Annotated in this window: 14 protein-coding genes; 8 read left to right on the forward strand and 6 right to left on the reverse strand. The window is 71.2% G+C overall.

Annotation, left to right across the window (positions count from 1 at the left end):
- The first annotated feature begins 113 nt into the window (after positions 1-113).
- On the forward strand, positions 114-512 hold the full coding sequence (locus Adu01nite_RS29960) for a hypothetical protein (protein WP_203731648.1): 399 nt from the start codon (positions 114-116) through the stop codon (positions 510-512).
- Positions 513-635: 123 nt separating this feature from the next.
- Here the strand turns inward: Adu01nite_RS29960 and Adu01nite_RS29965 are convergent, their stop codons facing one another.
- Complete coding sequence (locus Adu01nite_RS29965) at positions 636-3,005, reverse strand: phosphoketolase family protein (RefSeq protein WP_203731649.1); 2,370 nt, start codon at positions 3,003-3,005, stop codon at positions 636-638.
- A gap of 239 nt (positions 3,006-3,244) precedes the next feature.
- Between Adu01nite_RS29965 and Adu01nite_RS29970 the strand changes: the two genes are divergently transcribed.
- From Adu01nite_RS29970 to Adu01nite_RS29990, 5 genes are all read left to right on the forward strand, one after another.
- A complete protein-coding gene (locus Adu01nite_RS29970) occupies positions 3,245-4,825 on the forward strand; it encodes a sulfatase-like hydrolase/transferase (protein ID WP_239132793.1) in 1,581 nt (526 codons plus the stop codon).
- Positions 4,822-5,712: a nucleoside hydrolase gene (locus tag Adu01nite_RS29975; RefSeq protein WP_203731709.1), complete on the forward strand. Its 891-nt coding sequence runs from the start codon at positions 4,822-4,824 to the stop codon at positions 5,710-5,712. Before Adu01nite_RS29970 ends, Adu01nite_RS29975 begins: the two co-directional genes overlap by 4 nt.
- A 39-nt stretch (positions 5,713-5,751) precedes the next feature.
- The gene (locus Adu01nite_RS29980; protein ID WP_203731651.1) at positions 5,752-7,119 is read left to right on the forward strand and encodes a transaminase; all 1,368 of its coding nucleotides are present in this window, start codon (positions 5,752-5,754) and stop codon (positions 7,117-7,119) included.
- On the forward strand, positions 7,120-7,959 hold the full coding sequence (locus Adu01nite_RS29985) for an NAD-dependent epimerase/dehydratase family protein (protein WP_239132794.1): 840 nt from the start codon (positions 7,120-7,122) through the stop codon (positions 7,957-7,959).
- A 127-nt stretch (positions 7,960-8,086) separates the two neighbouring features.
- The gene (locus tag Adu01nite_RS29990) at positions 8,087-9,583 is read left to right on the forward strand and encodes a dolichyl-phosphate-mannose--protein mannosyltransferase (protein WP_203731656.1); all 1,497 of its coding nucleotides are present in this window, start codon (positions 8,087-8,089) and stop codon (positions 9,581-9,583) included.
- Here Adu01nite_RS29990 and Adu01nite_RS29995 read toward each other — a convergent pair.
- The 3 genes from Adu01nite_RS29995 to Adu01nite_RS30005 are packed head-to-tail and all read right to left on the reverse strand — an operon-like array spanning position 9,580 to position 12,797.
- Entirely contained in the window at positions 9,580-10,173 is a 594-nt protein-coding gene (locus Adu01nite_RS29995) for a hypothetical protein (RefSeq protein ID WP_203731658.1), read from the reverse strand. The two genes, Adu01nite_RS29990 and Adu01nite_RS29995, sit on opposite strands and share 4 nt — an antisense overlap.
- On the reverse strand, positions 10,170-10,895 hold the full coding sequence (locus tag Adu01nite_RS30000; protein WP_203731660.1) for a PASTA domain-containing protein: 726 nt from the start codon (positions 10,893-10,895) through the stop codon (positions 10,170-10,172). The genes Adu01nite_RS29995 and Adu01nite_RS30000 overlap by 4 nt, the downstream gene beginning before the upstream one ends.
- An 18-nt stretch (positions 10,896-10,913) precedes the next feature.
- Positions 10,914-12,797, reverse strand: coding sequence for a propionyl-CoA synthetase (locus tag Adu01nite_RS30005; RefSeq protein ID WP_203731662.1), 1,884 nt, complete (start codon positions 12,795-12,797; stop codon positions 10,914-10,916).
- A gap of 143 nt (positions 12,798-12,940) precedes the next feature.
- Between Adu01nite_RS30005 and Adu01nite_RS48575 the strand changes: the two genes are divergently transcribed.
- Positions 12,941-14,455: a methyl-accepting chemotaxis protein gene (locus tag Adu01nite_RS48575; protein ID WP_203731664.1), complete on the forward strand. Its 1,515-nt coding sequence runs from the start codon at positions 12,941-12,943 to the stop codon at positions 14,453-14,455.
- A 60-nt stretch (positions 14,456-14,515) separates the two neighbouring features.
- On the opposite strand, the gene Adu01nite_RS30015 is transcribed toward Adu01nite_RS48575, so the two are convergent.
- Positions 14,516-16,096, reverse strand: a complete 1,581-nt coding sequence (locus tag Adu01nite_RS30015) for a methyl-accepting chemotaxis protein (RefSeq protein ID WP_203731666.1) — start codon at positions 16,094-16,096, stop codon at positions 14,516-14,518.
- A 279-nt stretch (positions 16,097-16,375) separates the two neighbouring features.
- Between Adu01nite_RS30015 and Adu01nite_RS30020 the strand changes: the two genes are divergently transcribed.
- On the forward strand, positions 16,376-19,756 hold the full coding sequence (locus Adu01nite_RS30020; RefSeq protein WP_203731668.1) for a hypothetical protein: 3,381 nt from the start codon (positions 16,376-16,378) through the stop codon (positions 19,754-19,756).
- Between the two features lie 61 nt (positions 19,757-19,817).
- Here Adu01nite_RS30020 and Adu01nite_RS30025 read toward each other — a convergent pair whose 3' ends face one another.
- Positions 19,818-20,540 (reverse strand): acetoacetate decarboxylase family protein, encoded by a 723-nt coding sequence (locus Adu01nite_RS30025; protein ID WP_203731670.1) that lies wholly within the window; start codon positions 20,538-20,540, stop codon positions 19,818-19,820.
- Positions 20,541-20,656: the final 116 nt, after the last annotated feature.

Consider the following 20,656-nt stretch of genomic DNA (forward strand, 5'->3'; position numbering starts at 1 on the left):
CCCCGAGTAAGCCGAAGCCGCCCCGGAACCCCGGGGCGGCTTCTTCGTGTCGGCTCCCGGGCCGGCCGGGCGGGCACTGACGCCGGTTGATGTCGACTGCGATCATGGGCGGCGTGCAGAGCTCAGCGGTGGTTCCGGGGCGGGCCGCGATAACGGCGGTGTGGGGATTTCTTGCGGCGGCGTTCGGGGCCGATCTCTTCGCGGATGTCGGGGACCGGCCGGAGACCGTGTTCCGGTTCGTGGTGGCGATGCTCGGGCTGTTTCTCGTGTTCCGGGAGCTGACCGCTCAGGCGGAGCGGCGGGCCGACTACGAGACCGCGGAGCGGTGGAGCCTCAGTGACACGCAGAATCTTGTCGCGCTGCTCGTGCTGGCCGCGGTGCTGGCGGTGACCGTGGCATTCCCGATCGGGTCGATCACCGAACCCACGGCCTCGGCCTGCTACGCCATTCTCTACACGGTGCTCGCCGCCTACTTCGTCTTCACCCGGCGGCGGACCCTGCGCGGGAAATGACCCCGGGCGCGACAGCGCCGTCCCTTGCCACCGGGGCCGACCCGGCGGCAAGGAACGGCATCGGCCATCTACGGCCTTGTCGATTCCCACGGGACTCGTCGCAAATCCCGTATTCATATGGTTTTAAGAAGGCAGCGCCCAATCGCGGACCTCGGGCATGTCCTCGAGGTTCTCCACGACGTAGGCGTCGTGCTTGGCCAGCTGGGACTCGCACCAGGCCTTCAGGTCCGCGGCGCCGCGCGGCAGGCGCTTGGCGTTGTTGATGGCGTCCATGACCAGGTGGTAGCGGGACGTCTTGTTGCGGACCGTCATGTCGAACGGGGTGGTCGTGGTGCCCTGCTCGATGAAGCCGCGCACCCGGAACCGGTCGGCGTCCGGCCGGCCGTGGACCAGCTGGTGGATGGCGCCCGGGTAGCCGTGGAAGGCGAAGATCACGTCGACGTTGTCGGTGAACAGCTCGGTGAACTGGACCTCGGACATGCCGTGCGGGTGGTCCTTGGGGCGGGGCAGGCTCATCAGGTTGACCACGTTGACGACCCGGGTCTTGAATCCGGGCAGCTTCTCCTTGAGGATCTGCGCGGCCGCGACCGTCTCCATCGTCACCACGTCGCCGGCGCAGGCCAGGATGATGTCGGGGTCGGTGTCGCCCTCGTCGGTGCCGGCCCAGTCCCAGATGCCGGCGCCGCGCTCGCAGTGCGCGATCGCCTCGTCCATCGACAGATACTGCAACTGGGGCTGCTTGTCGATGACGATCAGGTTGACGTAGCTGCGTGACCGGAAGCAATGGTCGGCGACCGAGAGCAGCGTGTTGGCGTCCGGCGGCAGGTAGATCCGGGCGACGTTGCCGCGCTGGTTGAGCACGACCTGCAGCAGGCCGGGGCCCTGGTGGCTGAAGCCGTTGTGGTCGTTACGCCACGCGGTGCTGGTCAGCAGGATGTTCAGCGACGGCACCTTGGCCCGCCACGGCAGGTGCGCGGCCTCCTGCAGCCACTTGCCGTGCTGGACCGTCTGCGACGCGCTGACCATGGCGAACGCCTCGTAGGTGGCGAACATGCCGTGCCGGCCGGTCAGGTTGTAGCCCTCCAGCCAGCCGTGACAGTTGTGCTCGCTGAGCACCTCCATCACGCGGCCGTCGGCGCTGAGCTTCACGTCGCCGGGGATCGTGCGCTCCATGAACGCCCGGTCGGAGACCTCGAAGACCGCGCCGAGGCGGTTGCTGTTGGTCTCGTCGGGGCAGAACAGCCGGAACCGGTCAGGGCTCGACGTGTAGATGTCACGCATCATCTCGCCGAGCTTGCGGGTCGACTCGGCGTGCTGGGTGCCGGGCTTCTTGACGTCGATGGCGTACTGACGGAAGTCGGGCATGTCGAGGTCGCGGGTGAGCAGGCCACCGTTGGCGTGCGGGGTGGCACTCATCCGCAGCCGGCCTTCCGGCGACTGCTCGCGCACCGGCGCGGCGGGCGCACCGTTGGCGTCGAAGAGCTCTTCCGGACGGTACGACTTGAGCCACTTCTCCAGGAGCTTCAGGTGTTCCGGGTTCTCCCGGACGCCGGACAGTGGCACCTGGTGGGAGCGCCACGTGCCCTCGACCAGCACACCGTCGACCTCGTGCGGCCCGGTCCAGCCCTTCGGCGAACGAAGGATGATCATCGGCCAGCGGACGCTCTTGTCGCCGTCCTTCTTGGCCTTGATCATGCCGTACGCCTCGGCCAGCACCGCGGCGAAGCGCTCGTGCATGCCGGGCAGGTCCTCGCCCTCGATCTCCAGGACGTGGTAGCCGTGGCCCTCGAGGAGCTTGCGGACGTCGCCGCGGTCCTTGCGGCCGAGCACGGTCGGGCCGGAGATCTTGCCGTCGTTGAGGTGCAGGATCGGCAGCACCGCGCCATCGCGCTCCGGGTTGATGAACGAGATGCCCTTCCACGAGCCCTCCAGCGGGCCGGTCTCGGCCTCACCGTCACCCACCACGGCGATCGCGAGCAGGTCGGGATTGTCCATCACCGCACCGAACGCATGCACCAGGACGTAACCGAGCTCACCACCCTCGTGAATGGAACCGGGCGTGGTCACCGACACGTGGCTGGGGATCCCGCCCGGGCTGGAGAACTGCCGGAACAGCTGGAGGATGCCGGCCTCGTCCTGGGTGATGGCCGGGAAGTGCTCGGTGTACGTGCCCTCCAGGTAGCCCGCCGCCACCAGGGCGGGGCCGCCGTGCCCGGGGCCGGCCAGATAGATGGCCTCCTGGCCGGTGTGCTTGATCAGGCGGTTCACGTGGGCATAGATGAACGACAGGCCGGGGCTGGTCCCCCAGTGCCCGAGGAGTCGCGGTTTGATGTGCTCGGCCTTCAGCGGCTCACGCAGCAGCGGGTTTCCCCGGAGATAGATCTGGCCGATCGTGAGATAGTTCGCTGCACGCCACCAGGCGTCGAGCTGGTCCAGTTCGTCCTGGCCGGGCTCGGCCAGCGTGCGGACAAGATCGGGACTGACCGTGGTCACGGTGATTCCTTTCGCGGATCTTCGTCTACCGTTTTGAGCCTACGTGGTCTCGGAACCGCTTCCGAAGGGCCTTTTGGCCTAGGGATGACTTTCTGGCGACGGTGAACTCCAGCCGCCAAGATTCCGTTCCCCCTGGCGTGCAGCCCGATGCCCCACTCCCCACACGGTCCCGGATTCGTAGCGTCTTCGCCCTGTTTTCTCGCCCGGCGGTGTCTCGAACATTGACCGTTCTGGCGGGTTTGATCCTTTTCGTCGCGTTGATCTTCCCGAACGTCGTCTCGCGGCTCACCCCGATCGGCTTCCTCCGGATCCCGGTCGAGGGCGCCTTCCTGATCGCCCTGCTGCTCGTCCCGGCCCGCGCCCGCCGCATCGCCGGCATCGCGGTCGGCGTCCTGCTCGGCTGGCTGGTCATCGAGAAGTGCCTGGACATGGGCTTCTTCTCGGAGCTGAATCGGCCGTTCGACCCGGTCCTGGACTGGGTCCTCTTCGACGACGCGTACAGCTTCGTGGTCGACTCCTACGGCAAGGCAGCGGCGCTCGGCGCGGTCGCCGCGATCCTACTGCTGGTCGCCGCGGTCATGTCGCTGACCACCTGGTCGGTGCTGCGGATCGGCCGGCTGGTCGGCGCGCACCACCGCCGCTCGCTGGTCGCGGCCGGTGCGATCGCGGTCGCCTGGGCGGCCACCTTCGCGTTCGGCGCGTCGTTCACCGGCGCGGTGCCGATCGCCGCGCGCAGTTCGGCCACCTACGCCTGGGACCGCGCCCACCAGGCCAAGGCCGGTTTCGCCGACGCGTCGAACTTCGCCAAGGAGGTCAAGAACGACCCGTACGCGACCGTGCCGTCCGATCAGATGCTGACCGCCCTGAAGGGCAAGGACGTGATCTTCACGTTCATCGAGAGCTACGGGCGCAGCGCCGTCGAGCATCCGGCCCTCGCGCCGCTGGTCGACCCGGTCCTGGACGCCGGCACCGCGCAGCTGACCGCGGCCGGGTTCAGCTCCGAATCCGGCTGGCTCACCTCGCCGACCTTCGGCGGCGGCAGCTGGCTCGCCCACTCGACCTTCGAGTCCGGCTTGTGGATCAACAACGAGCAGCGCTACCGCAACCTCGTCTCCACCAACCGGCTCACCCTGACCAGGTCGTTCAAGAACGCCGGCTACCGCACGGTCAGCGTCATGCCGGGAGCCACGCGGGCCTGGCCGGAGGGCAAGTTCTACGGGTACGACGCGGTCTGGGACTCGCGCAACCTCGGCTACCAGGGCCCGAAGTTCTCCTGGGCGCCGATGCCCGACCAGTACACGCTCAAGCAGCTCAACACCATCGAATACCAGAAGGCTTCGCGTACGCCGTTGATGGTGGAGATGCCCCTGGTCTCCAGTCACACGCCGTGGGCGCCGATCCCCTCGTACCTCGACAACTGGGACCAGATCGGGGACGGGTCGATCTACGCGTCGATGGCGGCCGACGGCAAGAAGCCGAAGGCACTGTGGGCCAACCCGCGCGACGTCCGGCCGGAATACGGGAAATCGATCGTCTACTCGGTGACCTCCCTGGTGAACTGGGTGACGAAGTACGGCGACGACAACCTGGTGCTGGTCTTCCTCGGCGACCACCAGCCGTCGCCGATCGCCTCCGGGGCCGGCGCCAGCCACGACGTGCCGATCTCGATCGTGACGAAGGACAAGGCGTTGCTGGAGCGGATCACCGACTGGAAGTGGGCTCCCGGGCTGCGGCCGGCGGGAGATACGCCGGTGTGGCCGATGAACGCGTTCCGGGATCGGTTCTTCACCGCGTTCGGGCCTAAGGCGGCGGCGTCCTGAAGCTCTATCTCGACTGCGACACGGGGATCGACGACGCCGTCGCCCTGGGGTTTCTCCTTGGCTCGCCGGACGTCCAGATTGTCGGGATCGGCACCGTCAACGGGAACACCTCCGCAGTGCAGGCCGCCCGGAACACGCTAGGGCTGCTTGAGCTTTCCGACATTTCCGATATTCCCGTCGCGGTGGGCGCGGGCGCCTATCGCGGCGGGGCCGGGGACGTGCACGGCGGTAACGGGATCGGTGAGGTCTCGCTGCCGCCGGGCGGTGCGCCTGACCCACGTACGTCCGCGTCGTTGCTCTGGGATCTTGCCCGGGACAATCCGGGCACGCTGCACATTCTGGCCACCGGGCCGTGCGGCAATCTGGCTTCGGCGCTGCGGCTCTTTCCGTCGTTGCCGTCGCTGATCGCCTCGGTCACCGTGATGGGCGGGGCGGTGCGGGTGCCCGGCAACGTCACGCCGCGCAGCGAGGCGAACATCCACGACGACCCGACCGCGGCCGCCGCCGTCCTCGCCGCGCCCTGGCCGGTCACCCTGGTCCCGCTCGACGTCACCATGCGGCACCGCTGGACCGAGGACGACCGGGCCGCCCTGCACGACGGCGGCACGCCGTTGCAGCAGACGCTCGCCGACATGCTGCCCACCTACTTCGACTTCTACGAGCCGCGCCTCGGCGTCCGCGAGATCCCGCTGCACGACCCCCTGGCCGCGGCGATCGCGGTCGGTGCGATAGCTCCGGCGGACGCCCCGCAGCTGCCGCTGCGGGTCGATCTGGAGGGCGCGGTGCGGGAGGATCCGGCGGCTGTTTCCTCGGTACGCACGGTGCTCGCGCTCGACCAGCCCGCCGCCCCGATCATTCTCCGCCGGATCCTCGGAATCCGCAGCTGACCCCTCCCGTGACGCGCCGTTCGTTGGTAGCGTCGCGCCATGCCGACGGAATCCGGAGTTGATCGAGCTCGTCTCGCCGAGCTGGCCGCCCGCGAACGCGCCACCTACACCGCGCGCCACCCGCGGTCGGCGGCTGCCTACGGCCGGGCCGACCACCTGTTCGGCCGGGTCCCGATGACCTGGATGAACAAGAACGCCGCCGGCTTCCCCGTCTACGTCGACCGGGCCCGCGGCGCCCGCCTGACCGACATCGACGGCCACGAGTACATCGACTTCTGCCTGGGCGACACCGGCGCGATGGCCGGACACTCGCCGGCCCCGGTGGTCGACGCGGTGACCCGCCGGCTGTCCGAGCTGGGCGGCGCCACCACGATGCTGCCGACCGAGGACGCCGCACTGGTCGGCGCCGAGCTGGCCCGCCGCTTCACCTTGCCGTATTGGAGCTTCGCCCTGACCGCGACCGACGCGAACCGCTGGGCCATCCGCCTGCTGCGGGCCGTGTCCGGGCGCCCGAAGATCCTGGTGAACAGCTACTGCTACCACGGTTCGGTCGACGAGTCCCTGATCGTGGTCGGCGCCGACGGCCACGGCGAGTCCCGCGAGGGCAACGTGGGCGCCCCGACCGACGTGACGACGACGTCGCGGGTGGCCGAGTTCAACGACCTGGCCGGCCTGGAACGCGAACTGGCCCACGGCGACGTGGCCGCGGTCCTGATGGAACCGGCCCTGACCAACATCGGCATCGTCCTGCCCGAAGAGGGCTACCTGCAGGGGGTCCGGGAGCTGACCCGCCGCTACGGCACCTACCTGATCAACGACGAGACCCACACGTTCTCGGCCGGCCCCGGTGGCGCGACGGCGGCCTGGTCCCTGGAGCCGGACGTGCTGACCATCGGCAAGGCGATCGCCGGCGGCATCCCGATCGGCGCGTACGGCCTGTCGGCGTCCCTGGCCGACGCCCTGACCGGCCGCTCCGACCTCGACCTGGTCGACATGGGCGGCGTGGGCGGCACCCTGGCCGGCAACCCGGTCTCGATGGCCGCGGCCCGGGCGACGCTGGAGCAGGTCCTGACCGACGACGCCTTCACCGGCATGATCGCCACGGCGACGGCCTTCGCCGAGGGCGTCCAGAAGCTCATCGACGGCCACGCCCTGCCGTGGTCGGTGGCCCAGCTGGGCGCCCGGGTCGAATACCGCTTCGCGAACCCGGCCCCACGAAACGGCACCGAGTCGGCAGCGTCGGCGGACGGCGAACTGGAGGACTTCCTGCACGTCTACCTGGCCAACCGCGGAATCCTGCTGACCCCGTTCCACAACATGGCCCTGATGTCCCCGGAAACCACCCTCGACGACGTGACCCGCCACCACGAGGTCTTCGCCGAGGCCCTGACCGAACTGCTCGGCTAGGTGGTGCTCGGCCGGGCGACCGTCACCGGGACCTCGGGGCGGGTCGGTGCCGCGGTGGCGCGCGAACTCGAGGCCGCCGGCTGGTCGGTTCGCGGCGTCGACCGGGCGCCCGGCTCGCCCACCGGTGTCGTCGGGGACCTGCGCGACCGGGCCGTACGCGAAGCGGCGCTGGACGGGGCCGGCGTGCTCGTCCACGCGGCGGCGCTGCACGCCCCGCACGTCGGCCGAGTCCCCGACGCGAAGTTCCGGGCCGTCAACGTGGACGCCACCGCCGCCCTCCTCGACGACGCGGCGAAGGCCGGCGTGCGGCGGGTCGTCTACATCAGCAGCACCAGCGTCTACGGCCACGCGCTGGTGCCGGTGGATCGGGCGGTGTGGGTCGACGAGAGTCTGCGGCCGCGGCCACGAGACATCTACGACGAGACGAAACTGGCCGCCGAGCAGCTGGTCGCCGCCGGTGCCGTCCCCGCGGTGACGCTGCGGATCGCCCGATGCTTCCCGGAGCCGCCGCCCGTACTGGCCGTCCGGATGCTGCACCGAGCCGTGGCGTTGAGCGACGTGGCGGCAGCAACGGTCCGGGCCGTGGCCGAGGAATCGGTGACCGGCACCTTCAACATCGCCGGACGCTACCCGTTCACCCGCGCCGACTGCCGTGCCCTCTACCAGGACGCGGCCGGCCTGATCGCCGAACGTGCGCCGGCGGTCGCGGCGGCCTTCCGCGACCGGGGATGGGATCTGCCGCGCCGCATCGACCGGGTCTACGACTCCGGCGCGGCGGCGGAGGCCCTCGGTTACCGCGCCGACCGGGATGCACTGGACGCTCTCCGGGAGGAGGGTTGATCGCCAGCTCCATCGGGTTGACCCGTTTGCCGGGCTCACCGATGCCGACTTCGATGAGGCCGGAGTATGCGCGGGGCGTGCAAAAGTGGGGAAGACGGGCGGTTGCGTCAACCCCTACGATCGCCGGATGACGATGACCGCGGCGGCGCCGGTGACGGCTGCGCCCGCTCCGGAGCAGCCTCGTGTGCCCGCCATCGTGCGCCGCCGGCTGGCGACTCTCGACAACTGGCTCGACCCGTACTCGTGGCTGGTCACCGGGGTGGTCGTGGCGATCGCGGCGATGCTGCGGTTTCAGCATCTCGGCAGCCCCAAGGGCTATGTCTTCGACGAGGTCTACTACCCGACCGACGCGTGGGACATGCTGCAGCACGGCGTCGAGTGGGACGAGAAGATCGACGGCGCGGCGTACGTGGTGCATCCGCCGCTCGGCAAGTGGCTCATCGCGTTCGGCGAGCATTTCTTCGGCAACACCGAGGTGGGCTGGCGGGTGCCGACCGCGATCGCCGGCACCCTGATGGTGCTCATCCTGATCCGGGTCGCGTACCGGCTGTTCCATTCGATCGTGCTGGCCGGCACGGCCGGGATGCTGATGACCCTGGACGGCTTCCAGCTGGTGCTGTCCCGTACGTCGCTGCTCGACATCTTCCTCGGGCTGTTCGTGCTGGCCGCGTTCGCCGCCATGCTCATCGACCGGGACAGCTACCGGCGCCGGCTGTTACGGACCCTGGAGCGGGGCACCGAGCCGGGCCTGCTGGTGCCGTGGTGGCTGTTCGCCGCCGGCGCCATGTTCGGGCTGGCGTGCGGGGTGAAGTGGAGTGCGCTGTTCTTCGCGCCGTTCTTCGCCGGGCTGGTCATCGCGTGGCGGGTGCAGGCCCGCCGCTCGGCCGGGCTGCCCGGCGAACGGATCACCGGCGACCTCGGCTGGGGCGCAGTCAGCATGGTCCTCGCCGGCGTCTTCTACCTGGCCACCTGGACCGGCTGGTTCGTCACGAACACCGGCTGGATGCGGCACGACCTGCGCGACCACGGCCAGAGCGAGCCACCGATCCTGGGCGCGCTGCTCAACCTCATGCACTACCACCAGAACGCGTACGCGTTCCACAGTGGCCTGACGACTCCACATTCGCGACAGTCGTGGCCGTGGCAGTGGCTGCTGCTGGGCCGCCCGGTGTCGTTCTACTGGAACACCGGCGGCAACTGCGGCGCCCCCAGCTGCGCCCGGGAGATCCTGCTGCTCGGCACGCCGCTGCTGTGGTGGTCGTTCCTGCCGGCGCTGGCCGCCCTGGTGTGGTTCGGCCTGGCCCGCCGCGACTGGCGGGCCTGGGCGATCCTGGTTCCGGTGGCGGCCGGCCTGCTCCCGTGGTTCTACTACGCGATCCGCGACGGCCGCACGATGTTCTCGTTCTACGCCCTGCCGGCCCTGCCGTTCCTGATCCTGGCGGTCGTCTACGTCCTGGGCGCCATCATGGCCCCACCCCACCAGCAGCTGGGCGCCGTCTTCGTCGGCGCCTACGTGACCGTGATAGCCCTGTGCTTCGCCTACTTCTACCCCATCTTCGTGGGCGACCTGATTCCCTACGAGAGCTGGCTCTCCAAGATGTGGCTGGGCGGCCGCTGGATCTAGGGATACTCCACGCGGAGCTCGCCGTCGTACAAGCGCCAGCAGAAGTCGTTCATCCGGGCTGCGGCCGGGGCGTGCCGGGCGATGACCGCGGCCGCGGCCGCCGGCACGCCCGGCGGGATGTCGCCGTCCGCGCACCGGCGCACCAACGCGTTCCGGTCGGCCGGCGACGGCGCCTCGCACACGGTCGTGACCAGCCAGTTCACCAGTCGCATCGCGGCGTAGTCGGCGTCGTGATCGCGATTGCGGGCGACGAAGCCGCGTTCGGCGTCCGACAGGTCGAAGCGCGGCGACGTGACCAGGCCGAAGTCGACGAGGTGGATCCGGCCGGCGGCCGCCCGCATGTTGCCGAAGTGGCCGTCCATGTGCAGCAGCTCGCGGTCGCGCAGGAAGTCCACGACCTCGAACAGCTGCCGCTCCACCCCGACCGGGTCGGTCAGCGCGGCGGACACCGGATCGGCCAGGTATTCGAGGAACAGCACGAGGCTGGACCCGGCCGCGGCCAACTCCGCGGGTGCGGAGTCGAGCTCGCGGTCGTCCCGGGCGGCCAGAGCGGCCGACATGCGGTCGTGGCGCAGCCGCCGGGCTGTCACCGTGTCGGTGGCTCGGCCGTGCTCACCGCGACCGAGGTCCCGGACGGCACGGTCGTGCCCGGCGGCACCGCCTGCCGGGTGACCAGCGACGTGTCCGGGGCGTCGTCCGGGACCAGCAGGGTCACGTTGTTTTGGCTGGCCGTCTCGCGGGCCTCGCCCAGCGTCTGGTCGCGCAGGTCCGGCATCGTCTGCTGGTTCTGGCGCTCGGCCTCCTCCAGGAGCTCGCGCACCCGGATGCTGGTCCACAGGTAGTAGAGCAGGAAGCCGGCCAGCAGGCCGACGATCAGCACCGACAGGCCGACCGCGCCCGCGTACGCGGTGCCACCCAGCGGGGCGTGCAGGGCGTGCGCCAGCGCGCGCATCGCCGGGACGGCCTTGCCCAGGTTGACCAGGCCGAGGCCGATGACGATGGTGGTCAGCCAGTCCGACACCTTGATCAGGTTGGAGTTGGTCAGGTAGAAGGTGCTGGTGGTGGAGCTGTCGGCGACCCGGGCGCGGGGCAGGCCGAACATGAAGCCCAGCGCCGAACCGACCGCGGCGGCCGCCGCGAACAGGACGAACGCGGTGACGCCGGCGCCGCCGTCGCGGGTGGTGACGGTCAGCAGGACGGCCACCAGGACCATGGCGAGCAGCATGGCGATCGAGATGATCAGCACGCCGCGTTGAATCTTGTCGCCGGCCTTGCGGTCGCGGCCGGAGGTGAAGAGATCACGCAGACCCATGCGCGGCAGGGTACCGACTCATCGATGGTTGCGCAGGACCGGCCGCAGCCGGTCCAGGACACCCGCATCCTCGATGGTGGACGGAACCGGTTCGTCGGCGCCGTCGGCGATCCCGCGCATGGTGCGCCGCAGGATCTTCCCGGAGCGGGTCTTCGGCAGGGCACCGACCACGTCGACCCGGCGCAGCGACGCGACCGGGCCGATCTGGGCGCGCACCATCGCGACGAGTTCCTCCTCCAGGCCGATCGGGTCGGCCTCCACACCGGACTTCAGCACCACGAAACCGCGCGGCAGCTGCCCTTTCAGCGGATCCGACACCCCGATCACCGCGCATTCGGCGACCGCCGGATGGCCGGCCAGGACCTCCTCCATCGCGCCGGTGGACAGGCGGTGACCGGCCACGTTGATGACGTCGTCGGTGCGGCCCATCACGTACAGGTAGCCGTCTTCGTCGAAGCGGCCGCCGTCACCGGTCAGATAATTTCCGGGGTACGCGGACAGATAGGACCGCACGTACCGGTCGTCGTCGCCCCACAGGGTGGGCAGGCAGCCGGGCGGCAACGGCAGTTCGAGAAGGATCGTGCCGTCCTCGCCCGCCTCGACGTCGGTGCCGTCCGGCCCGACCACCCGCACCCGGTAGCCGGGGACCGGCAGCGACGGCGACCCGGACTTGGTGGGCAGCACCTCGATGCCGCGCGGGCTCGCCACGATCGGCCAGCCGGTCTCGGTCTGCCACCAGTTGTCGATCACCGGCACCCCGAGAAGATCCCCGGCCCAGGTGTACGTCTGCGGGTCGAGCCGCTCCCCGGCCAGGAAAAGGAGGCGAAGAGCGCCCAGGTCGTAGAGGCCGGCCAGCCTCCCCGATGGGTCCTCCTTCTTGATCGCCCGGATCGCGGTCGGCGCGGTGAACATCGTGGTCACCCGATGCTGGGCCGCGACCCGCCAGAACGCCCCGGCGTCGGGGGTGCCGACCGGCTTCCCCTCGTAGAGGATCGTGGTCGCTCCGGTGAGCAATGGCCCGTACACGATGTAGGAATGACCCACCACCCAGCCGACGTCGGACGCCGCCCAGAAGACGTCCCCCGGCCTGGTGTCGAAGATGTTCGCCATCGACCAGCGCAACGCGACCGCATGCCCGCCGTTGTCCCGGACCACGCCTTTCGGCTTCCCGGTGGTGCCGGAGGTGTAGAGGATGTAGAGCGGATCGGTCGCCGCCACCGGCACGCACTCGGCCGGCTCGGCACCGTCGAGCGCCGCCGCCCAGCTGATGTCCCGGCCCGGACGCAGCGCGCCCGGATGCTGCGGGCGCTGGAAGATCACGCAGTGGTGCGGCCGATGGGTGGCCGTCTCAAGAGCGGCGTCGAGCATCGGCAGGTAGGGCACGACCCGCCCGGCCTCCACCCCGCACGACGCCGCGAGCACCACCACCGGCCGGGCGTCGTCGATCCGCGCGGCCAGCTCCTTCGCACCGAACCCGCCGAACACCGCCGAGTGCACCGCGCCGAGCCGGGCGCAGGCCAGCATCGCCACCACGGTCTCCGGGATCATCGCCATGTAGATCACGACCCGGTCACCCCGGGCGACTCCCAGCCGGCGCAGGGCACCGGCGAAAAGAGCGACTTCGTCGCGAAGACCCCGATAGGTGTACGTCGTGAGCACGCCGGTCACCGGGCTGTCGTGCACCAGGGCGGGCTGTTCCCCGCGGCCCGCCTCGACATGCCGGTCGAGCGCGTTGTGGCAGGTGTTCAGCTCGGCACCGGGGAACCACCGGTAGAGCGGGGCGTTCCCGTCGTCCAGGATCCGGCCGGGCGGCGTCACCCAGTCGATCATGGTGGCCGCATCCCGCCAGAACCCCTCCGGGTCCTTCCGGCTCCGCTCGTATTCCCGCCGATAGTCGCCCATGCCGCCAGTCAACACCCGGTGACGGCCGCCCGGTGCCGTACGGCCCGCGCACGCGCCGAACGGTACGGCGTCTGCGCCGAACCGTCCGGCCCAACCTGGGCATTACCGGGGAAAACCGGGAAATCGCTCCGTAGCCTGACTACATGGGTCTGTTCGGGAAGCGAGCGGTCGGTCAGCCCCCGGTGCTGGAGCGGAATCCGCGCGACATCGAGGCCCTCGAGGAGTTCGTCACCAACCTCGAGAGCGCGACCGACGAGGCGAGTACGTGGCGCATCTTCACGTCCACGTACGTCGAGTTCTACGACATGGAGTACGGCGCCGCCTGGATCGTCGACAACGGCGTCCCGCGCATCGAGTACGAGGCGGGCCGCATCGTCTCGGCGCTGGCCGGCACCGCCGACCGCGGTGCGCTGGTGCAGAAGGCGATCCGCAACCGGGCGGCCGTCTACGCCGACGACGCCGAGAACGACCCCCGGGTGGCCGCCGCCCTGCGCGCCGGCGCGGTCGCCGCGATCGCCATGCCGATCGTCCGGCGCGGCACCGTGACCGCCGTCCTGGAGATGTACGGCCGCTCCGAGACCGCCGTGGACAACGCCCTGATCAGCAAGTGGGGCGCCATCATGCGGGTCGCCGAGCAGGCCCGGCAGGCCTCCCTCGCCGCGTTCCAGACCCGGCAGGTCTCCGACGACCGGCTCGCCGTCACCAACGTGGTCAGCGCCCTCGGCCACACCAACGACTCCGGCCGCGCGCTCGTGCTGGCCCTCGACGCGGTCCGCACCGCGTTCGGCTGGGCCTACGGCTCCTACTGGGAGATCGACGACACCGAGAACGTTCTCAAGTTCAAGGTCGAGTCCGGTTCGGCCGGCGAGGAGTTCCGCAAGGTCACCCTGGCCGCCACGTTCGCCGAGGGGGTCGGCCTGTCCGGGCGCGCCTGGCGGGCCAAGGACCTGGTCTTCGTGCGCAACATCGGCGATCTCACCGACTGCGTACGGGCACCGGCCGCGACCCGCGCCGGCGTCCGCTCCGGCGTCTGCTTCCCGATCGTCAGCCTGGACCGGATCGTCGGCACGATGGACTTCTTCACCACCGATTTCATCGACCTCAGCGACTCCCGGGCCGACGCCCTGCGCAACGTGCAGCAGCTGGTCTCCCAGCGCCTCGACATCGTGCGCAGCGCCGAGACCTCCGCGCACAACGCCCGCGCCCTGCTCGACACCGTCTCCCGGCTGCGCGAGGCGACCAGCGACGCGACCCGGGTCGCCGACGCGGCGGTCGGCCGCGCCTCGGACATGACCGGCGACGTGACCGCCCTCGGCGAGGCGTCGAACGCGATCGGCGACGTCATCAAGGTGATCACCTCGATCGCCGACCAGACCAACCTGCTCGCCCTGAACGCCACCATCGAGGCGGCCCGCGCCGGCGAGATCGGCAAGGGCTTCGCGGTGGTCGCCGGCGAGGTCAAGGAGCTGGCCCGGGAGACCGCCGAGGCGACCAAGCGGGTGTCCGAGCAGATCGCCGCGTTGCAGACCAGCGCCGAGTCGGTGGCCGGCGGGATCCGCACCACCAGCGAGACCATCGGTCAGATGGATGCGGTCCAGGCCCGGATCAGCGAGGTGCTCGAGGAGCAGGCCACCATGGCCCACGCTTTCGAGCACTGACCCGCCCCGTACGCCAAAAGTGCCGGCACCCTTCGCAAGGGGGCCGGCACTTTTGTCAGTTCAGTAACGGAACCGCGAGACCAGGGTCTGCAGCTGGCCGGCCGTGACGGCCAGCTCGTCCGCGGCCTGGCGGGTGTCGCCGACCGCGCCCGACGTGCGCCGGGTCGCGTCCGAGACGGTCCCGATCGTCTGGGCGATGTTGCCGGCCCCGGCCGCCGCTTCCGACAGCGTGCGGTTCATCTCCTGAGTGGTCGCCGTCTGCTCCTCCACCGCCGAGGCGATGGCCAGCTGGATGCCGTTGATCCGCTCGATGATCGCGGAGATCTCGCCGATCGCGGCGACCGCACCGTCGGTGTCGGTCTGGATGGTCGAGACCCGCCGCGAGATGTCCTCGGTGGCCTTGGCCGTCTCCTGGGCGAGGTCCTTGACCTCACCGGCGACGACCGCGAAGCCCTTGCCGGACTCGCCGGCCCGGGCCGCCTCGATCGTCGCGTTCAGGGCGAGCAGGTTGGTCTGCTCGGCGATCGCGGTGATCGTCTTGACCACGCTGGCGATCTCCGCCGACGACTCACCGAGCCGCCCGACGATCGCGTTGGTCTGCGCCGCCACCTCGACCGCCTGCACCGCCACCTCGGACGCCTCGGTGGTGGAGACGCTGATGTCCCGGATCGCCGAGCCCATCTCCTCCGAGCCGGCCGACACGACCTGCAGGTTGCTGGAGACCAGATCGGCGGCCGCGGCCACCGAGCCGGCCTGCGCGGACGCCTCGCTCGCGGCCGTGCTGACCTCGCCGGACACCGCGGTCAGCTGGGCGGCGGCCGAATTCAGGGTGCCGGCGTTACCGGACAGCTGAATCAGGTCCTCCCGCAGCCGGGAGATCCCCCGGTCCAGCGAAGCGGCCATCCGGCCGACCTCGTCGCCGCTGGTCACCCCGGACGTACGGGTGAGGTCGCCCTCGGCGAGCCCGTCGGCGAGGTGCGAGACACCCTGCACGGCGGTGCGGACCCGGCCGGCCACCCGGAACCCGATCAGCAGGCTGATCAGCACGCCCGCCGCGAGCAGGGCGGCCACCAGCCAGGTCGCCGTCCGGGTGTCCTTCCTGGCGGTCTCGATGCCCGCCTCGGACAGCGTCTGAGCCCGCTCCTGCAGGCTGGTCTCGTCGGCGACCACGGCCGAGTAGACGATGTTGTAATCCTTCACCGCCTGCTGCAGCTGCGCCGGGGTGTCCTTCGAGTGGTCGGTCTCGGAGAACTTCAGATACGCCGCCCAATCGGTCTTCGCCTTGGCCACCGCCGCGGCGCCGGCCGCGTCGCCGGCAAGACTCGACTCGAGACTGGTCAACGCCTCGTTGATCGCCTTTTCGTTGGCGGCAAGATTCGTCTTGAGCCCGTCGGCCAGGGTGGGGTAGAGCTTGAGGGCCGATTGGTTGCCCGAGTACGACTCGATGTTCTTGGCGAACGAGGCGGCCGCGGACTCGACCGCGATCGTCCGGCGCTGCGCGGCGGCGGCGTCGGTGTTCTGCCCGTTCAGCGTCACGATGGCCACGCCGCCCACGATCACACCGACCGCAATGGCCGTCAGCACCGCCGTCCCGATCTTCGTCCGCAATGAGCGGTTGTCGAACCCACTAAGCAGTCCCATGCCTCGCCCTCTCCCAATAAAGCTCGCACTGTAGAGATCGGCACCGACGTCCCCCGCGATGAGGATCAACAGCAAAATCGCTGATTCGACCAGGGTCGACAGCTAACGTCCGACGTTCCGTTCCGGCAACTTTTGCCCCGCCGTGCGGCTTTTCGTGATCCCGGTACCGCCGGGCACGGTGCGTAAAGCATCCTAGGAGGCTAGGTCTGGATTTCGGGAGTCGGAGCACTGCGGGCGAATCGCCGCCTGGCGGGCGGAATGCCCGGTACGGTCGCGATCATGCCCGCGGTCACCAAAGCCGCCAACCGGCTCCCCGCCGACGGTGGCCGGCCGGCGCGACGCAACCCCGACGGCACGCCCGCCGTGCACCGCTTCGGCGCGGACGAGTTCCGGCAGCTGCTGCAGGAGGGCACCCCGGCCGACCTGGCCGACGTGCTGCTCGCCGTGCCCGAGGCCGACCGCCGGGCGTTGGCCAGCACCCTCCACTCCCCCGCCGCCGGGGGCACCGAGCAGCAGGAGGGCGCCCTGCTGGTCGCGGGCGCCGGTTGCCTGCCGAGCGCCGACGCGATCGTGTCGTGGTTGCGTTCCCGCCGTTTCCAGCACGTCCCGCCCGCGGAGACGGTGGCCGACCTGCTCCGGGTCCTGACCGCCACCGGCCGCCCCCGCCTGAGTGCGATAGCCGCCGTCCTGACCGACCGGATGCGCCCACGCCCCGCCTGGCCCGGCGAATGGACCGTGGCCGCCGCCGTCCTGGCGGCCGCCGGCACCGCACCGCCCCGGTCCGAGGCCGTGACACGAGCATGGATCCGCGGCCACGAGGGCGACCCCGGCACCCTGGCCGACCGCCTGGCCGCCGACCCATGGCTGGACCGCCTGCTCCCCCGCCTGTTCCAGACCCCCGGCCTGGACCGCCATTGGCCGCCCGCCCTGGCCGAGCTGGCCGCCACCGGCCGCCTGAACCGCAACCAGCTGATCCGCCTGACCTTGCACCGCTTGGCCGAGGGCGGCACGCCGGCGTCCCTGCGCCCGGCCATGACGACCCACCATCTGCTGGCCCCCACCGCCAAGGAGATCACCAAGCACCGCCGCGACTACGAGACCCTCCTGGGCGGCCCGCTGGCCGCCTTCGCCAGCAGCGCCCTGCACATCACCGACGAGCCCCAGGCCGTGCCGGCACGCTCCACCAAGCCCTCGGCCAAGATCACGCAGCCCGCCAAGCCGGCCGCCAAGACCTCGCGACCGACGGCCGGCCCCACCTCCCGGTCCACCCGCCCCTCGGCCGAAGCGGCCGCCAAAACCTCAGCCGGATCGACCCGTCGCCCCGCCAAGCCGCCCGCCACGCCTGCCGCCCGGACCACCGACCCCTCAGCCAAGGACGCCCCCAAAAGCTCGCCGCCGGCCAAGCCCGCCACAAGGACCAGGCGTTCCGCGGCGAAGCGCGCCCCCGAGATCGCGCCCGCCCCCGGGGCCGTCGCCGAGGTCTCGCCGCCGACCATCACCGCCAAACACACCCAGCCTTCGGCAAGACCCGCGGTGCGGGCGCCGGCAGATCTCGCCGCCGACAGCCCGACGTCCGCCATCCCCACCGCCGAGCACACGCAGGCATCGGCGAACCTCGCCGCGACGAAGGCGCCGCCGCCGGAATCCGTCGCTGAGGCCATGCCTGTCGCCGGAAACCGGCCGCAGATCGGGCCGGCCGCCGACTCCTTGCCGTCCCCGGCCACATCCCTCGCGGAGGGACCGTCGCCCATGCAGCCGGTGACCAGGCCGGCCGTGGAAGGTCTCCCGGCACCCGGTGCGCTGGCCAGGATCCCGTGGCTCGCCGGCAGATCGGCTGCGGCGCAAACGCCTCAGCCGGGCCCGGCGAAGTCTCAGCCTCCCCAGCCGACGTTGCCCGGGTTCAACGCGGTCCAGGCGAGGTCGCCGCGGCCGGTTCGGCCGCCTGTCGCGCCGCTCTTTCCGCCTCCGCCCGTGGCCTTGCCGCCGGCCGCGATGCCGGCGCCGTTCGGGTCGGTGGCCGAACTGGTCGCCGACTTCGCCGATCGTCTGCCGCAACCGCTGGAAGCGATCAGCCTGGAGCGGATTCTCGCCGGCCTGGTGGCCTTCGCCCAGTCGGACCGCGACGAACTCATCGCCGCGATCACCCCGCTCGCCGATTCGGCCCCGCCGCCGTTCGGCCTCCTGCTGCGCGCACTCGCCCGGCCCGGCCACCGGCCTGACCGGCTGCCCGCCGAACCGCTCCCGCCGCCGGCCGCGATGGTCCCGGCCCGGATCCGCGAACTGGCCTACCAGCTGGCCACCAACGTGCCGCCCGCGCTGCTGGCCACCCCGGCCACCGTCGACGGCCAGGTCAGCCCGGTCCGGGTGTTGTTCCGGCTGATCGCCGCCGAACGGGACAACTGGCAGCCCGGCCCCTACGACCTCGCCCAGGCCCTGCTGCGCCTGCCCACCACCGTGGACACCGCCGTGATCACGGCCGCCGACCGCCTGGTGTCCCCGGCGGGCCGCCAGTTCGCCACCTGGCTGCACGCCGGCGGCCTCCCCCCGGCAACCGCCACGATCACCACCGGCCCACATCGGCGAGCAACCGTCGTCCCGCCACCGGCGCCGACCATCCCGTCCGACGCCCACCCCGAACCCGCCCCGGCCGGCGTCCCCCCACTCCTGCACGACCCCACGCCCGCCGCAACCGTGGACACGATCATCCGCGACCTGCTGACGCCGCCGGTCCTCGAAGCCGCCGAGGCCATCCCGCCGGACATGGGCTGCTGGACGATGGTGCTACCGCACCACCGCGACCTGATCGCCGCCCACGTCCTCCCGTTCCTGACCGGCCGGTCAGCGGCCACGGCACGGCCCGAGAGCTCGCCACCCCCAGCAAGCGCGCCCCACACGTCAAGCACGGCCCGCGTTCTGGGCGCGGCAAAGACTGCGAGCCCCGCCCGCATTGCCGGCGCAGGGCCCACCGCGGCCGCCGCCCGCATTGCCGGCGCGATGCGGGCCGCAACCGCCCGCGATGAAGCGCAAGATCATCGGCGCCTTGCCGACGCGTTGCGCGGGCTGGCTCGGGCCGCGGGGCCGTTCGGGCCCGGGATGGCGCTCGCCCTGGCCCATGGGCTTGTCGCCGAGGAGGAGCTGCTGCGGGACGCCGCGGTTGACGCGGTACGGCATCTGACCGGCAGCAGCGGCCTCGACACCGGCCTGCTCGGCCGGGAGTTGCGGGCCCTGCTCACCGCCGCCGGCAGTGCGGTCCCCGGTGACGCGGCCGTCCGTCCATCGCCGCCGGCCGCGGGTTATGGCGTGATGTCCCGAGCCGCAGCGGACGGCCGGGCACCGCGGACCATGGAAGATCGAGAGACCCGGCGCTCCGTCGGGGTCGGGCGTCTGCGGCGGGCCGCTGCCGGCCTGGAACGGATCGGTCGTGGCCGCGGCTGGCACATCGTCTGGGCGCTCGCCTACGCCGTGGTGCCGGCTCTGCTGCGGCAGCGCCCCGTCGCCGACGGCCTCCCGGAGCTGCTCGCCGTGGCGGCCGACGCGGCCACCGCCGTCGGCGCCCGCGCCGACATGCCCGACGTCATGCTGGCCGCGGCCGAGCCGGGCAGGTCAGACCTGGCCGTCGAGGCGGCCCGGCTCGCGCAGATCCTCACCGCAAACACCTGAGCCGGATGACGCCGACGACCCGGCGGGCGTGACGCGAGGCGCCGCGCCCGCCCGGCGGCGTTCAAGGGGCCGGTACCTCGCGGAACGAACCCAGCGAACCGGCCATCCGGGATGCGGTCACGGTCAGGAGTGGGCGGGACAGCATGCCGAGCGCGCGCATCTTCTCCGTCATCGGGTGCTCGCCCAGGCGTACCGAAAAAGGAGCCCGGCCCACTCGGATGCCGGACAGATTCATCGGGAGCGCGCCGCGCAGCAGGCGGTCCGCCTGCGCGCCGTGCGACAGGTAGGACCAGGACGGCACCTTCAGCCTCGTGCCGAACGGCAGCCGCACGCCTCCCGTTTGCACCGACGCGTGCATCACCTCGGCGCCGCCGTCGCGGACGGTCACGTCGGTGGTGGACGGGCCGAAGGCCAGGTCGGCCTCCATCAGCCATTTCGGCAGGGCCCAGAAGTCCTGGCCGGCCTCGCGGGTGAAGGCGCCGGTCACCGGCAGGTCGACGATGTGCAGGCCGGGCAGGCCGCGTGGCCCGCGCACGAGAAGCCCGACGCCGACCTCGTCGTAGGTCTTCAGCACCCACTCGTCGTAGTGGATGAACATCAGCAGCGTGATCGCCCGGCCGAAGACCGTGACCGGGCGCAGCGGCACTCCGGAGAGCACCCGGCGGGCGTCGGCGGCAGGGGCCGTGAAGATCGCCGCGGTGATCCGGGCATCGGTGATGGTCACTGGCAGCGTGACCGTCTCGCCCTGAATGGACCAGGTCGCCGCGTCGATGCGTTCCGCCATGCGGCGACCTTACCGCTCGGTAAGGAGAACGGTAAGGAGTCACGAAGGTGGAGTCGGGTGGCCCCTTGACGCCGAGTCGGACAGCATCGATGTTGGCGGTGGGACGGGTCGACGGA

This window comes from Paractinoplanes durhamensis, from assembly GCF_016862175.1.
Taxonomy (GTDB): domain Bacteria; phylum Actinomycetota; class Actinomycetes; order Mycobacteriales; family Micromonosporaceae; genus Actinoplanes; species Actinoplanes durhamensis.